This is a genomic window from Prevotella veroralis, assembly GCF_018127765.1.
In the GTDB taxonomy this organism is placed as follows: Bacteria; Bacteroidota; Bacteroidia; order Bacteroidales; family Bacteroidaceae; genus Prevotella; species Prevotella veroralis.
This window is the reverse complement of the sequence record NZ_CP072330.1, coordinates 361,272-377,534: the sequence shown is the minus strand read 5'-3', so window position 1 is coordinate 377,534 and position 16,263 is coordinate 361,272. Positions and strand designations below refer to the sequence as shown.

The 16,263-nt window shown below is 43.1% G+C and carries 13 protein-coding genes; 6 read left to right on the top strand and 7 right to left on the bottom strand.

Annotated elements, in window-relative coordinates; genetic code table 11:
- Nucleotides 1-4 precede the first annotated feature (4 nt).
- The 5 genes from J5A55_RS01525 to J5A55_RS01505 form a co-directional block, all read right to left on the bottom strand.
- A complete protein-coding gene (locus J5A55_RS01525) occupies nt 5-403 on the bottom strand; it encodes an endonuclease domain-containing protein (RefSeq protein ID WP_004382382.1) in 399 nt (132 codons plus the stop codon).
- A gap of 125 nt (nt 404-528) precedes the next feature.
- Nucleotides 529-1,551: an electron transfer flavoprotein subunit alpha/FixB family protein gene (locus J5A55_RS01520; RefSeq protein ID WP_004382381.1), complete on the bottom strand. Its 1,023-nt coding sequence runs from the start codon at nt 1,549-1,551 to the stop codon at nt 529-531.
- Between the two features lie 191 nt (nt 1,552-1,742).
- Nucleotides 1,743-2,612, bottom strand: a complete 870-nt coding sequence (locus tag J5A55_RS01515) for an electron transfer flavoprotein subunit beta/FixA family protein (RefSeq protein ID WP_004382380.1) — start codon at nt 2,610-2,612, stop codon at nt 1,743-1,745.
- Between the two features lie 422 nt (nt 2,613-3,034).
- Nucleotides 3,035-4,606: a fimbrillin family protein gene (locus J5A55_RS01510; protein ID WP_004382378.1), complete on the bottom strand. Its 1,572-nt coding sequence runs from the start codon at nt 4,604-4,606 to the stop codon at nt 3,035-3,037.
- A 23-nt stretch (nt 4,607-4,629) separates the two neighbouring features.
- Nucleotides 4,630-4,842 carry a hypothetical protein gene (locus J5A55_RS01505; RefSeq protein ID WP_004382377.1) on the bottom strand — a complete coding sequence of 71 codons (213 nt, stop codon included), beginning with the start codon at nt 4,840-4,842 and terminating at the stop codon, nt 4,630-4,632.
- A 576-nt stretch (nt 4,843-5,418) separates the two neighbouring features.
- On the opposite strand from J5A55_RS01505, the gene J5A55_RS01500 reads away from it, so the two are divergent.
- Nucleotides 5,419-6,834: an ATP-dependent DNA helicase gene (locus J5A55_RS01500; protein ID WP_004382374.1), complete on the top strand. Its 1,416-nt coding sequence runs from the start codon at nt 5,419-5,421 to the stop codon at nt 6,832-6,834.
- Nucleotides 6,835-7,764: 930 nt separating this feature from the next.
- Here J5A55_RS01500 and lpxB read toward each other — a convergent pair.
- Together lpxB and surE are read right to left on the bottom strand one after the other, a co-directional pair.
- Nucleotides 7,765-8,952 (bottom strand): lipid-A-disaccharide synthase, encoded by a 1,188-nt coding sequence (lpxB, locus tag J5A55_RS01495; protein WP_004382371.1) that lies wholly within the window; start codon nt 8,950-8,952, stop codon nt 7,765-7,767.
- Nucleotides 8,953-8,963: 11 nt separating this feature from the next.
- Nucleotides 8,964-9,737 (bottom strand): 5'/3'-nucleotidase SurE, encoded by a 774-nt coding sequence (gene surE, locus J5A55_RS01490; RefSeq protein ID WP_004382370.1) that lies wholly within the window; start codon nt 9,735-9,737, stop codon nt 8,964-8,966.
- A gap of 114 nt (nt 9,738-9,851) precedes the next feature.
- Here surE and J5A55_RS01485 point away from each other — a divergent pair, with 114 nt between their 5' ends.
- Genes J5A55_RS01485 through J5A55_RS01465 form a run of 5 tightly spaced genes read left to right on the top strand, consistent with a single transcriptional unit; the run spans nt 9,852 to nt 15,896 of the window.
- Nucleotides 9,852-10,619: a ParA family protein gene (locus J5A55_RS01485; protein ID WP_004382369.1), complete on the top strand. Its 768-nt coding sequence runs from the start codon at nt 9,852-9,854 to the stop codon at nt 10,617-10,619.
- A gap of 3 nt (nt 10,620-10,622) precedes the next feature.
- Entirely contained in the window at nt 10,623-11,528 is a 906-nt protein-coding gene (locus J5A55_RS01480) for a ParB/RepB/Spo0J family partition protein (RefSeq protein WP_004382368.1), read from the top strand.
- Nucleotides 11,529-11,570: 42 nt separating this feature from the next.
- On the top strand, nt 11,571-12,350 hold the full coding sequence (locus tag J5A55_RS01475; RefSeq protein ID WP_004382367.1) for a DUF5683 domain-containing protein: 780 nt from the start codon (nt 11,571-11,573) through the stop codon (nt 12,348-12,350).
- Nucleotides 12,351-12,390: 40 nt separating this feature from the next.
- Nucleotides 12,391-13,557 carry a lytic transglycosylase domain-containing protein gene (locus tag J5A55_RS01470; RefSeq protein WP_004382366.1) on the top strand — a complete coding sequence of 389 codons (1,167 nt, stop codon included), beginning with the start codon at nt 12,391-12,393 and terminating at the stop codon, nt 13,555-13,557.
- Between the two features lie 41 nt (nt 13,558-13,598).
- Nucleotides 13,599-15,896: a RelA/SpoT family protein gene (locus J5A55_RS01465; RefSeq protein ID WP_004382365.1), complete on the top strand. Its 2,298-nt coding sequence runs from the start codon at nt 13,599-13,601 to the stop codon at nt 15,894-15,896.
- Nucleotides 15,897-16,263: the final 367 nt, after the last annotated feature.

Below are 16,263 nucleotides of genomic sequence, written 5' to 3'. Positions count from 1 at the left end.
TTCTTTATTCTTTGTTTATAAAATCGTTTATTTGTTCTGTGACGTTATCAAGTTCCGTGCAAATCTCATCATTCGTGAATCTAAGTACGTTGAATCCCATGTCGTTGAGGCATTCTGTCCTCATCGCATCATCTATCATTTGCTGAGATTCATTATGATAAGCTCCATCAACCTCTATAACCAAGTTGTGAGAAAGACATACGAAGTCGACAATAAAGTCGCCGATCGGGTGTTGTCTTCTGAAGTGGCAATCACCCCTCATACCTCTTAGCTCGTTCCAAAGGATACTCTCTGCAAGCGTCATCTTCTTTCGATTCTCCTTTGCATAGTCCTTCAAGATATGATACCTGTCAGGTGATGAGGTTTCATAACCCAACTTCTTCTTTCTCCTGTCCTCGCTCATGGTTGATTGCGTGTCAGCCTATAACGTCTTCTGAATATAAGTAGAATAGTCCTCTTCTGTCCTTTCAATATCCCTCTGTACATTTCACTCCCCTCCCTCTTGGGGAGGGGCCGGGGGAGGGGCCGTTATTTACTATTCTGCTTATAATACTTTATCAACTTAGGCACCACCTCCTCAACAGTTCCATTGATAACATAGTCGGCAATGGCATTGATGGGGGCGTCTGGGTCGTTGTTAATAGATATGATGATACCGCTGTCCTGCATTCCTGCAATGTGTTGAATCTGTCCAGAGATACCACAAGCGATGTACACTTTTGGGTGAACGGTTACACCTGTCTGTCCAATCTGGCGATCGTGGTCTACCCAACCAGCATCAACAGCAGCACGGCTGGCACCAACCTCACCATGAAGTTCCTTTGCGAGCTTGAATAACAAGTCGAAACCTTCCTTTGAACCAACACCATATCCACCAGCAACAACGATAGGAGAACCCTTCAGGTTGTTCTGTGCTGGTTCGACATGGCGGTCGATAACCTTCACAACATAGTCTACTTCGGGCACATATTTAGCAACATCAGGATAGACAACCTCATTCTTTGCCTTACCCTCATAGAGTGCTTTCTGCATGACACCAGAACGAACCGTTGCCATCTGTGGACGGTGGTCTGGGTTGACAATCGTCGCTACGATGTTACCACCGAAAGCAGGACGAATCTGATAAAGCAGATTCTCATAATGCTTGCCAGCTTTCTTGTCATCGTAGTCACCGATCTCTAGTTGTGTACAATCGGCAGTCAGACCACTTGTCAATGATGATGATACACGAGGACCGAGGTCACGACCAATCACCGTTGCACCCATCAAACAAATCTGTGGCTTCTCCTCTTTGAAGAGATTAACAAGGATGTCTGTGTGTGGTGCAGATGTGTAAGGAAATAGTCCCTCACCATCAAAGACAAAGAGCTTGTCTACTCCATAAGGCAGAATCTGACCTTCCACCTTCCCCTTAATACCACTACCAGCGACAATGGCATGTAACTCAACACCCAATTCATTAGCGAGCTTACGACCCTTAGTCAATAGCTCCTGCGAAACCTCCTGTACGGTGGTCTCTTCTATTTCGCAATATACAAATACGTTGTTCATACGCCTCACCCCCGCCCCCTCTCCGAACCAACGGTCACTGACCGAAGGGAAGTAATGGAGAGGGGAGTGAAATGTTTCACTTGCTGGGGGATTTAAATATTTATATGATGCCTCACCTTTATGTATGTTAATAGCAAACAGTACATTCCACTCCCCTCTCCACTCGGAGAGGGGTTGGGGGAGAGGCTTTTTTACCCAATTATCTTCTCTCCTAATAGTTCCTTAACAAGTCCTTCAATATCCTCATCAGAGCCTGTTAGCGTCTGACTCTCCTTAGCTTGAAAGACAATGTTCTGCACTGCTTTCACCTTTGTTGGCGAACCACTAAGACCGCATTGAGCTTCGTCTCCATCAACGTCAGCAACTGACCATTGGTTCAAAGTGAGGTAAGGACACTCTTCGTAGAGGTTAGCCCAAGGCTCATTACCCTTGCGCTCCATAGGACATGTAGCGTATTTGTACTTCATAACGAGCTTAGCATTACATGGGCGAGCTGGAGCTGCAGAACCATTAACAGTAATCAGTACTGGCAATGGGGCTACAACCGTCTCAACACCACCATCAATATGACGGCGAATAGTTGCCTTTCCGTCTTCAACCTTTAGGATCTCTTCAGCGTAAGTAACCTGATTAAGACCTAACTTCTGTGCAACCTGTGGACCCACCTGTGCCGTATCGCCATCAATAGCTTGACGACCACCAATGATAATGTCTACATCCCCAATCTTCTTTACGGCTGTAGCCAAGGCGTAAGAAGTAGCCAAGGTGTCGGCACCAGCAAACTTACGATCGGTAAGTAACCAACCGGTATCTGCACCACGATAAAGTCCTTGTCGGATAATTTCTCCAGCACGTGGAGGACCCATAGTCAAAATACCAACAGAGGCATCTGGGTCTTGATCTTTCAGTCGTAAGGCCTGCTCTAAAGCGTTTAGGTCTTCTGGGTTGAAGATCGCTGGCAGTGCTGCACGATTCACCGTGCCTTCAGCTGTCATCGCATCTTTACCCACGTTTCTTGTGTCTGGTACCTGCTTAGCAAGTACAACGATTTTCAAACTCATAGATATAAATGTGTGATTTAGAATTTCTTATTACGTGAGTGGTGGCAAAAGTACGTTTTTTTTAGAATATAAGCAAATAAAAAATCTAAAAACATCTGGCCTTGAACCCCTTGCTTTAAGAAGACAAAATTACTAGACATATCATTCTTTGTTGAAAGCAAATGCCATCAGTTTGTATCGTTCACAACAACAGCTTTTCCCCTCAAAAGTATGGGGAACTTTTAGGAATAATAAGAAACATTCAAAAGAGTTCGCGAACAATTTTTTGAGTTTCTTATGAATGGCTTTTTGACTATCGCAAATAGATTAGAAATCTTCGGGGAATATGCTGGAATTCTTTGAGTGATACAACGACTATAAAAATAAAAGGTGTGTCAAATTTTGACTTTTGACACACCTTATCCTAAAGATACTACAATATATTATTCAGGCCACAAGCAATGTGCATTTGTTCGGTCACCATATCCGACATGCACTCTGTCTCTCTGAATATACAGATTGTAAGCATTTAAGCCTCCAACGGGACGTGGCGTACTTGACCAATAATATCCCCTAGTTCCAACGCATCGTAATTTTCCATCATATGCATGGTAGAAACCAGTAGTTGGCAAGAATATATAGTCAGACGAGTTGGAAGGTTTACCCAATATAACATTCGTGTTGTCTTTAACATACGCCGTATATATATTTGGGTAAGAAGGATAAACTTTTGTAAAATCTGTTCCACCAGGAGCAGCATCCTTAAGCTGTTGCAAAGTCATATGCTGATCTGCTGCAATGACACTACGTTTCTTCAGCCACATACCACCATCATACAAATGCTTCATAGTTGACCAAATAGAAGGATCCCAATGAGGATCGCCATACATGAGGTACCATAACATTTCGTTGGCATTAGGACAATCTTTTGCCGAACGAGAAGCTTTAGTTGGGAGCAGAACTGGATTATACCATCGTGCATCAGTACTTGCTGTAGGGTAATGGCTGTCCAATCCTTCATTAAGGATAGGCTGATAGTTTTCGTAATTCTTCCATGCGTTTTGCCCTACAGCCGCATCCCACATATAGAATCTATTTTTCGCATAGTTCGGGACTGGCAAATCAGCTACCACTTTCTTGTTCTGTCCCGCGTGGAAAGTAAGCTGACCATAATTCTTTGAGACGGTTCCATAAACCAATGTTTTTTGATCGTAGAGTCTATATTCCACTGTGAAATTGTGATAAGTGCCTGGAGCAAGTACCATTATTGCAGCATTCTTGGTATAATCGGGGCTGATTGGAATTGTGAATCCATTGTTGGTGCCACCATTTAACTCAAGCGTAATGCTCTTTCCTGGATTCACTACGGTAGTACGTGACGCAAGATCAAGCCCATTATCATCGAAATTAAACTCTCCTGCAAGTACCTCGTCAGCGGTTACTTTGATTTGTGTAACCTTTACATCCTCTGCAAATTCATAACTGTAGTAAGGTATGAATGTTATGTATGACGCCTTGTGAGAAAGTGTGAATCCGTACTTCCCATCAGCACCTCTTGTTGCCGTTGCCGTACCACAATCACCATCTGTTCCAATATGTGAACCATCATTGGGAGTAGCTTGTTTCTGTTCGGCCTTTATCGTTACCTTGTCGCCTGCATTGCTTCCCTTTCCGGTATAACGTACAGGGTAACTAGATGCATTGTATGTACCTGTAAAATAGAACTTGGCAGTAGCAGCCTTGCCTGTGATATCATCATCTGAACTTTGAACTAGAGACGAAGTATTGTTAATCCACAACTTGTCGCCTTGTGTCCAATAAAAGTCTATACCAGAACCACTATAAACACCCATGGTTCGGGTTGTAGCCTCCTTTACAGCGAACTCTGTCATTCCCGCAGGCGTTCCTTTCTGCTTTCCATTATTCTCTTGTGCAGTGTCGTCATTAGAACAACTTGCTAATGTAAATAGGGCTAAAACTGGCAAAGCCCACAAATATTGGCATTTCATTTTCATTTTGCTTTGTCTTAATTTACTTCTTACTTTCTCTTCTCAGTAGTCTCACTTGTATAATTATCTTCTTCATCACTAAAGAAATTAAAGCCTTTCGCATGCAGCGTTTCGTCATCACCAGCAGAAACGTGTCCGCCTTCTGCTGTTGTTCCTGATGCTGCCATAATACACTCATTTTCAATTACATCTACTAATGTAGTCAGCGGCTTAACATAAGTTCTTTCTTGTCTTTGGTTCATATTGCAAATTTAATTAATGATTAATACTTTAAGTAGGTAAACTTGTTTGATTTACTTACTCACTATAGTTGTTATCTCGTTCATAAACTCTTCTTATTTTGATCTTTTCCTCTCAATGATGGACACGAAAAAACAAACAAAGGAAACTTACGAAAAGTCCTTTGTTTACTAGCTTTACGGCACGCTTCGCGCGCGTATGAGAGAAGAAAAATGTGTAGTTTACGCCTGCTCTGAGAGAGAGAGAGAGAGAGAGAGAGAGAGAGAGAGTATACAAATATCTGGAACTACCAAATAATTCTCCATCTTTTTCTCGTATTTAGATATTAAAGAATCCAAAGCAACGGCACGTGCATTTACACCTTTATTATATAAGGCGCAAACATTAGCTTGATTGAAATTCGTTGTTTGTAACATCATTATTATAAGTTAATCCTCACTCAACGGGCGCAAAGGTAATAAGATTAAATGGAATGGGCAAGGAAAAGAAGGGAAAAGAGGTGTGATGTAATAAGAATATAGTATCTTTGTCGTTCTAATAGATGATTATAACATAAGGAAACGATAAAGGTAAGACACATGTCCAACGAACTAATGTATCAAATACTTCGTAACTTCCCGTTCGATCCGACCGACGACCAGATGCATGCCCTTGATGTCTTCGAACGCTTTATGACCGATAGCGATGAGCGTTGTGTGATGATACTCCGAGGTAGTGCTGGTACGGGCAAAACTTCCTTAGCAAGTGTTATTGTGCGCACGCTCTTAGACTTGCAATACAAGATAAGCCTTCTCGCACCTACTGGTCGTGCAGCAAAAGTATTCTCTTTAAACTCTGGTCAACCTGCTGCTACCATTCATCGAAGTATTTATCGAGAGCGAACGTTCGCTGGATTGGATGGAAAGTTCAACCTTAATGCGAATCTCTATCGTAATCGTTTGTTCATGATAGACGAAGCCTCGATGATAAGTCTAACCTCCGTGAACTCCACCTTTGGGAGTGGTTGCTTGTTAGACGACCTCATTCAGTTTGTTTATAACGAACGCAACTGCCGAATGTTGCTGATTGGTGATAAGGCGCAGTTGCCCCCTGTGGGTGAAGCCGAGAGTCCCGCCTTACGTGCTGACGTGTTAGCTGCTTATGGCTTGAAGGTCTATGAGTGTGATTTGAATGAAGTTCTCCGTCAGAGCCAAGACTCTGGTATCCTTTATAATGCCACCATCATTCGGCAAATGATTACCCACGACCAAGCAACAGCACTACCCAAGATTCGCCTCAAAGGCTTTGCCGACATCTCGATCGTACCTGGTGATGAACTCATAGAAAGCCTTTCAACGAGTTATGCAGAAGTAGGAATAGATGAAACTATGGTTATCACACGGTCGAATAAGCGTGCCAATATCTTCAATCAGGGTATTCGTAATATGGTATTAGGGCGTGAAGAGGAATTGACAACGGGCGATATGTTGATGGTGGTGAAGAATAAGTATAAAGAGAAACAAGCGGAAGGTCTTTCCTTCATAGCCAATGGCGACCGTGCTATTGTGCGTAGTGTTCGTAATGTGCGGGAGCTTTATGGGTTCCGCTTTGCCGATGTTACCTTATCATTCCCCGATTACGACAATACCGAGGAGGATATGATCGTTATCCTCGATACGCTCACAACGGAAGCACCAGCACTAACACACGAACAGAACGAACAACTCTTTCAACAAGTACTGGCAGATTATGCCGATGTGCCACTGAAGTCTGATCGTATGAAGAAGATACGTGAAGATGACTATTACAACGCTTTGCAAGTGAAGTTCGGATATGCTATTACCTGTCATAAGGCACAAGGTGGGCAGTGGGCGCACATCTATCTTGACCAGGGATATATGACCGATGAGATGCTAACTCCCGACTATATCCACTGGCTCTATACAGCATTCACCCGTGCCACGGAGCACCTTTATCTCGTTAATTGGCCGAAGACACAGGTGGAGGAAGCGTAAGATTAGTGCGAAAGAGAGGGAGTATTTGTAAGTCTTATTTGTACGTATAAGCCTGTTTGACACTTGCAGATACATATAATCAAGGAAGTTAAAGAGTGCCTCTACTTGTATATTCAAGTAAGTTATCCATCCTTTAACTTCCTTGTTATGTATGGTTAGAGCCCCTTTATTTAACAGGTTTGACCAATCTTTCTCACCCGTTTGCGAATCGTTTTCCACCTGTTTCAGCATTATTTATCACCCGTTCCCCATTTCTTTCTGACGTGTTGCGCATCATTTACACACGCACATAAAATTAGTTTCATCGTGAAGAGACACTGGTTTCATCACGATGAGACACTGGTTTCATCATGATGAGACACTAGTTTCATCACGATGAGACTAATAAAAGATATAGATGAAAAAGACACAAGACGCATGGGAAAGGGACTGGAAGATAGGGAGAAAGAATGCGGAAGCCTATTAGACAAGGAGTGCAAACAGGTCATCTTATTGAGCAAAGAACACTTTAAGAAATCTCCGCCAGCTTCCTATTGCCTCCTTAGATGAGTGGATATATCCCCTAAACAATGCGAAGAAATAGGGATAGACGTCCTCGTCCGGAAACCCCACCCATCCTCTCCAGAGGGGAGGAGTGCCTAATGGAAGCTAATCTGGATAGGTTTCTTTCTATTCAAGTGGCACCAAAAAGTAGGGACAGACGCCCTCGTCTGTCCGCATAAGAAGGGGGAGTTCGTTACGAATTAGATGCGATTTGGCGGACAGACGAGGGCGTCTGTCCCTACTTTATGGTACTATCTATATTCAAAGAGACGCCTATCTCCGTGGGAGAAGGGCGTCTCTTTGATGTGAGAAGAGGCTTTCTTCATGGCAAGAAGGGCGTCTCTTCATTTGCACCTGCTTGTTCGTTGCTAACGAGGCATTGCTGCGTTACACTTGAAACTCATTACTACTTTGCTGTGAGATGTTTGCTTGTGCAATGCTGCTGGTTAACTTCTCAACCATTATCTTCGCTGCGTTATCAGGCGCAACAGCGTCTCCAAGGCGTTCACGGACGATTTGATAATCGGCAAGCATGCGCTCACGAGCGGGTTGACCAGGTAAGATTCGATATAACTCATTGGCTATATTGTAAATTGAAAAGCGGTCGGCGAGTAATTCCTGTACGATTTCTTTATCGGCAATGAGGTTGACGAGGGAGATGAAACGCACCTTAATAATATGCTTGAAAGCGAAACGAATGAGCTTCGGAACGGGCGTCTCATAGCAAACCACTTGCGGAACATTGAGTAAGGCGGTCTCAAGAGTTGCGGTTCCACTCGTGACTAACGCCGCTGTGGAGTGGGTCAGTAACTCGTAAGTCTGCAACTCCACCATCTTAGCTTCACTATCTCCGAGATATTTCTTATAGTATGATTTCTCGATAGAAGGGGCTGCCGCAATCACCATTTGATAGTCTTCAAAGTGGCGTGCAGCCTCAAGCATTGACGGAAGATTATCCTTTATCTCTTGTTTCCTACTGCCTGCAAGGATAGCAATAATCGGTTTCGACGATAAGTTATTACGCTGACAGAACTCGTCTTTCGACTCTGTGTAAACATGTTGGAAGTTATCTACTTCCTCCTTAGTAGGGTTGCCAACGTAATGTATTTTGTAGTGATGTTTCTTCTCATAGAAAGCTATTTCAAACGGAAGAATAGAGAACATCTCCTTCACATCACGCTTAATAGCTTTGATTCTCCACTCTTTCCATGCCCATATCTTCGGTGAGATGTAATAGAAGACAGGTATGTTTGTATTCTTCTTTACATATTTGGCAATACTAAGATTGAAGCCTGGATAGTCGATGAGGATCACTACGTCGGGTTGCCAATGTACGATGTCTTCCTTGCACATCTTCATGTTCTTGAAGATAGTGGGTAGGTGGAGTAGAACTGGCACAAAGCCCATGTAGGCAAGTTCCCGATAATGTTTAACCCTTGTTCCGCCCACTCTCTGCATTAGATCTCCACCCAAGAAGCGGAACTCTGCAGCTGGGTCATATTGCATCAAAGACTGCATCAGGCGTGAAGCATGTAGATCACCAGAGGCCTCACCAACAATCAAGTAATACTTCATATATCAAGTGTTTAGAGGGTATTCCACGTGTTCATCTTCTCAATCATATCGTAGTCCGTGACGTCAATACGTGTTGGCGTAACCGATACATAGCCATGATTTAAAGCCCATTGATCCGTGTCGGTGGCATCCGGTTCATCGTTTTGATAATGCCCAATCATCCAATAGTAATCGAAGCCACGAGGGTGTTTGCAACGTTCAACTTCCCGTGTCCAACTACCGAATCCCATACGGCAAACCTTCAAGCCAGCGAACTTCTCCACCTTAGGGAAGTTCACATTCAAGCATACGCCCTTAGGGAGTCCATCGGTGAGAACCTTCTTTACAATCTTTCTTACATAATCCCTGAGGTAAGAGAGGTCGGCTTCTGTGTTATAGTCACAGCTTGAGAAGGCTATAGAAGGAATATATTTCATGCAGCCTTCATAGGCTACTCCCATCGTACCACTGTAGTGATTATTCACAGAAGAGTTGTCGCCATGGTTGATGCCACTAAGGATTAAATCTGGTTTACGCTCTTTGAGCAACTGATCTAATGCAAGTTTAACGCAATCGACAGGAGTCCCTGTGCATGACCATACCTCACAATTAGGGATGTTATGACGCTGTTTCAATAACAAATAATCAGTTACAGAGAACGCACAAGAGAATCCAGAACGTCCCGATTCAGGTGCACAAACAACCACATCAGCAAAGTCTGTGAGGAAAGATACCAACGTGCGAATACCGTTCGAATGGTATCCATCGTCGTTAGAGATGAGTATAAGTGGTTTAGTAAAATCCATTGTTTTCGCTTTTGATTGGATGCAAAAGTACGAAAAAAGGTTTATAAAGCTCCCTGTCTCGCATAATTTGTGTATCTTTGTAGCCTAATAAACGTATTTGGAATATATAGAGAAATGGGAAAGATTATCGCTCTCGCCAACCAAAAAGGTGGTGTTGGAAAGACAACAACCACCATCAATTTAGCGGCTTCTCTTGCTACTTTAGAGAAGAGCGTGTTGGTTATCGATGCCGATCCACAGGCTAATGCTTCAAGTGGTTTGGGCGTAGATATAAAAGAAGTGGATTGTTCGCTTTACGAATGTATCATTGACCATGCAGATATAAGAGACGCTATCTACACAACTGATATCGAAGGGCTTGATATCGTGCCAAGCCATATTGACCTTGTCGGAGCCGAGATTGAGATGTTGAAACTCAGCGGTCGTGAAAAGGTGATGAGCAATCTGATTGCTGGTATCCGTGATGATTATGATTACATTCTGATAGACTGTAGTCCGTCATTAGGGCTTATTACGGTCAATGCCTTGACTGCAGCTGATTCCGTAATCATACCTGTTCAGTGTGAATACTTCGCTTTGGAAGGTATTAGCAAACTGTTGAATACAATCAAGATCATTAAGAGTAAGCTTAATCCGAAGCTTGAGATAGAAGGCTTCTTATTGACAATGTATGATAGTCGTCTTCGATTAGCTCGACAGATATATGACGAAGTTAAGCGTCATTTCCAGGAACTGGTGTTCCGCTCAGTCATACAACGTAACGTCAAACTATCCGAGAGTCCGAGTCATGGATTACCTGTTATCCTCTATGATGCAGACTCTACTGGAGCAAAGAATCACCTTAGTTTGGCAAAAGAAATCATCGAAAAGAATAAGAAATAAGCAATGGCTGTTCATAAGAAATACAATCGAAATACAAAGACGAATGCGTTAGGGCGTGGACTTGATGCGCTGATCTCTACCGAAACTGTTAGTACGCAAGGTAGTTCAACCATAAATGAGATCGCCTTAGATCAGATTGAGGCGAATCCTAATCAACCACGTCGTGAGTTTGATCCTGTCGCTTTGGAAGAGTTGGCGAATAGCATTCGTGAGCTTGGATTAGTACAACCGATCACATTGAGACAGATAGCTGATAACCGCTTCCAGATCATCGCTGGTGAGCGACGTTGGCGTGCGAGTCAGTTGGCAGGATTGACTGCTATCCCTGCTTATATTCGAACGATTAAGGACGAGAGTGTGATGGAGTTAGCGTTGGTAGAGAATATCCAACGTGAGGACTTGAATGCTATTGAAATCGCACTTGCCTATGAACACTTGTTGGAGAAGAGTGGTATGACGCAAGAGAGAGTGGCAGAACGAGTTGGAAAGAGTCGTGCAGCTGTTGCTAATTATCTTCGCCTTCTGAAGCTCCCAGCGCAAGTTCAGATGGCATTACAGAAGAAGTACGTTGATATGGGACATGCTCGTGCATTGCTATCGTTAGATAGTCCGGCATTACAACTGAAGCTTTATCGTGAGATACTAAAGAATGGTTATAGCGTTAGAAAGGTCGAGGAGCTATGTCAGCGGCTTAATAGAGGGGAGGACATACAGTCTGCTAAGAAGAAAATAGCGGCTCGCGCACGTCTGCCGGAGGAGTTTAATATCCTTAAGCAACGCCTTTCCTCTTTCTTTAATACAAAGGTTCAGATGAGCTGCAATGCGAGTGGAAAAGGAAAGATAAGTATTCCGTTTGCTTCAGAAGAAGAGTTGGAGCATATCATGGAAGTGATGGATAAGATAAAGTAAGGTACTTCCTTTACGGGTATTAGTTAATTAGAACGGATAGTGATGATGGTGAAGAATATAATTCGTAGGGGGATATTAGCGGTAGGGATGCTCGTTTGTTCAATGAGTATGCAGGCTCAAAATGTCCTTGAAGATACGATAAAAGTAATCTACCCAGGCGATTCTTCCGTTGTAAAAGTTCCTAATTCACAGGATAAGTACATAGAGGAAAAAGCAATCACGACGCCTGATGATGAGGGACGTCTCACTTCTGTTGTACGTAAGGATAGCCTCGGTCTTGTGAAAAAGCAAGCTCGTGACTGGGCAAAATGGCGTCCTAATCCTAAGAGAGCATTGTGGTTAGCATTGGTACTACCCGGTGCTGGACAGGTTTATAATCGTAAGTATTGGAAGCTCCCGATATTCTATGGCGGCTTTGTTGGATGTATTTACGCCATGACATGGAATAATCAGATGTATCATGACTATGCACAGGCATACGTCGACCTTGTCGATAATGACCCTACGACACAGAGCTATAATAGCTTCTTGCATTTGGGCACAACGATTACACCTGCTAATGAAGAACGCTATAAGAACATATTTAAACAACGCAAAGATCGCTATCGCCGGTGGCGTGATTTGAGTATCTTTGCAACCGTGGCAGTCTATGCTTTATCAGTAATTGATGCTTACGTAGATGCCTCTCTATCAGATTTTAATATTTCAGATGACCTCTCGTTGCACATTGCACCGACGGTTATTCCAGATAAGAGTATCACTACACCGAATCATCCCTTCCGTTCATCGGCAATAGGAATAGGCTGTAGTTTGACATTCTAAGCAGTGATGCACTGTATTTGCGTTAACTAAATAAGACGTAATGAACCATAAGATATATTTCGTTTCACTCCTAATTGCACTGGTGTCAACCAGTAGTTTGCATGCACAAAGACAAACTGTTGTGGATGATCATGGCAATACTTTGGATGTTAGCATACCAACTGCTGATAGTTTACTGACAGGTTATGTTGATGTTAATTACACGGATGATAAGTTCTATGAAAGTGGTAAACTCCAAGGCTTGAATAGTGGGAAAACAACAGAGAAAGGGAGTATTGAAGACATAGAAGAGGGTTTGGAAGGCATTGATCGTAAGATGCGTAGCCTTTCAGAAGTGATGACATTGACTTGTAATGACGAAGTGAAACGATATATTGATAGGTACACAAAGGCTGGGCGAAAGTCTACCAGTTATCTACTTGGGCGTGCCAGCTATTATAACCCATTCTTTGAAAAGGCCTTGCGCACTTATGGTCTACCACAAGAACTGAAGTATCTTCCAATAATAGAGTCCGGTCTTGACCCTAACGCAACATCACGAGTTGGAGCCACAGGACTATGGCAGTTCATGACAACTACAGGTAAGCAATACAACCTCCAAATAGATAATTATATTGATGAAAGGCGTGATCCCGAGAAGTCGTCTTATGCTGCTGCACGCTTTCTAAGCGATCTTTACAATCGTTTCGGAGACTGGACTCTAGCCTTGGCAGCTTATAACTGTGGTCCAGGACGTGTGAGTAGTGCTATCGCCAAGGCTGGTGGTGGATCCGACTTCTGGGCTGTTTACCGTTATCTCCCTAAAGAGACACGAGGCTATGTGCCTGCTTTTATTGCTGTAAACTATGTGATGAATTACTATGGCGATTATAATATAACACCGCTTCCAACCAATCTTCCGGCTCAATGTGATACTGTTGTGATAGAGAAAGACGTCACATTAGCGAAGGTGGCAGACGTTTTGGGGATTGATTTAGATAAGATTAAAACGCTTAATCCACAGTACAAGTTGGGCGTAGTGAAAGCCCTTTCCACTTACGGAATGGCTAAGTTAAGATTGCCAGTAGATATGATTGAGAAGTTTAACTATAGCAAAGAACTTATATATCAAGATGAGGCATCATTCGAGAAAACCAACCCCAATGTCGTTGCTACTAACGCGAACCAAACAACCGCACTACATAGACAGGGCGTAATGATGCACTAAACAAGTCTTTCACCTTATTATATTATAGGAGAGGATGCACTATGGATAAAGACAAGGAACGAACAGAAGTAAAAGCGATTGATTATGAGAAGATGGTTGATGAAGCCTTCCAACATCTTCTTGATACCTATCTTGCCTCGCGTCATCGTAAGAAGGTTGACATCATAACTAAGGCTTTCAACTTCGCACGACAGGCTCATAAAGGGGTTCGCCGATTGTCAGGTGAACCATACATCTTGCACCCAATCGCTGTTGCCCAGATAGCTTGTGAAGAGATGGGACTCGGTGCAACGAGTATCAGTGCAGCCTTATTACATGATGTTGTAGAGGATACGGACTACACAGTAGAGGATATTGAAAACATCTTCGGATCGAAGATTGCGCAGATAGTTGATGGTCTGACAAAGATCTCTGGAGGTATTTTTGGAGAGCAAGCCTCCGCTCAAGCCGAGAACTTCAAGAAGCTCTTATTGACGATGAGTGACGACATTCGGGTCATACTCATTAAGATCTGCGACCGCTTGCACAATATGCGCACCCTCGCTTCTCAGCCTGCTAACAAGCAATATAAGATAGCTGGTGAAACGCTCTATATCTATGCACCGCTTGCGAATCGATTAGGTCTTAATAAGATAAAGACCGAGTTAGAGGATCTAAGTTTCCGTTACGAGCATCCCGATGCATACGCTTCTATTGAGAAGAAGTTGGCTTCTACGCAAGCACAACGCGATACTCTCTTCGACGAGTTCACTGCTCCTATCCGCAAAGAACTCGATAAGATGGGCTTTGAATATGAGTTGAAAGCACGTGTGAAGAGCCCTTACTCCATTTGGTGTAAGATGCAGAATAAACATGTAACATTCGAAGAGATCTATGATATCCTTGCTGTCCGAATCATCTATAAGCCTAAGTCTAAGGAAGAAGAAATCAATAACTGCTTCCAAATCAACGTCGCCATCAGTCAGATATACAAGAGTCATCCCGATCGACTTCGCGACTGGGTGAACCATCCAAAGGCTAATGGTTATCAGGCATTGCACGTTACCTTGATGTCGTCAAAGGGTCGATGGATAGAGGTGCAGATTCGCTCTGAACACATGGATGAGCTTGCCGAGCAAGGATTTGCAGCCCATTGGAAATATAAGGATGGTGGGGAAATAGCCGAAGATGAGGGAGAATTGAATGAATGGCTCAGTACTATCAAGGAGATACTGGATGATCCTCAACCTGACGCAATGGACTTCTTAGATGCTATTAAGCTCAATCTCTTTGCCTCTGAGATATTTGTCTTCACTCCAAAAGGTGAGATTAAAACAATGCCGGCAGGCTGTACTGCACTCGACTTTGCCTTTCAGATACACACATTCCTTGGTAGTCACTGCATTGGAGCAAAGGTTAATCACAAGTTAGTACCGCTTAGTCACAAGCTACAAAGCGGTGATCAGGTTGAGATCCTCACGTCTATGTCACAGCATGTCAACCCCTCTTGGATCAACTTCGTATCGACTGCTAAGGCTAAAGCTAAGATACAGGCAATCCTCCGCCGAGAGAGTCGTCAGATACAAAAGACTGGTGAGGAGAAGTTGTCCCAATGGTTGAAAGCAAACGACCTAGAGATGACTACGGCTGTATTAGATAGGCTTTGTGAGTTGCACGACCTAAAGAAGCATGATAGTCTCTTCCTATCTATTGGAGACAAGACGGTCATTCTTGGCGATACAGATCTTGATGAACTTCGAGGGAAGAACAAGGCAGATAAGCCTACAGAAAAGCGTGGTTGGCGTCGTTATGTTCCTTTCTTGAAGGCTGGAAAGCGGGAGACTCGATCTATAGACACCGATGATTCTGGTCTTACAGAGGGATTGATCGTTGTGACCAAGAGCCTGAATAAGAAGAAACCTATCTTCATCAATGAGGATAATATCTATCGTTACATCTTCCCACACTGCTGTCATGCCATCCCCGGGGACGATATCTTGGGTTATATTGATAATAGGAATCACATCGAGATACACAAGCGTTCGTGTCCAGTAGCAGCCAAATTGAAAGCCAGTTATGGTACTCGCATATTGGATGCAAAGTGGGACATGCACCGCAGCTTACTCTTTGAAGCAGCCATACAGATACGTGGTATTGATAGAAGTGGTATGTTACACGACATTGCCGATGTGCTTTCTGACCAGTTAGGAGTTAATATCCGTAAGATCACCATAACGAGTGACAACGGTATATTCGATGGTACCATTGAGATGCAAGTGCATGATCGTAAGGACGTGGAGATGATCGTTGAGAGTATGAAGAATATAAAGGATATGCAAGAGGTGCAGTCTGTTCTGTAAGTAATAGACCCAAAGGTGTAAAGAACGGAACGCCCTTCTTGCCACGAAGAGAGGCTCTCCTTGATTCAAGGAGAGCCTTTCTTCATTTTCAAGAAACGCCCCCTTCAAATGGAAAGAACCTTATTCTTACTTTGAATTAGATAATATGTAAATCGCTAATAGTGGGTATTGCTGTATTAAATAAATATCTATACCTTTGCAACCGATAAAGATGTTGTATAGAATAAAGTACTGAATAAGACTTCATCTACAAACAAACATCTACGAATCTGCGGATCTGTAGGCAATAGCCAATAGATCTCTAAGCTTAATTTATGAACTGAGTAGCATATTAAAAGATACTCATTTCTCCTGCAAAGCGTGGGAG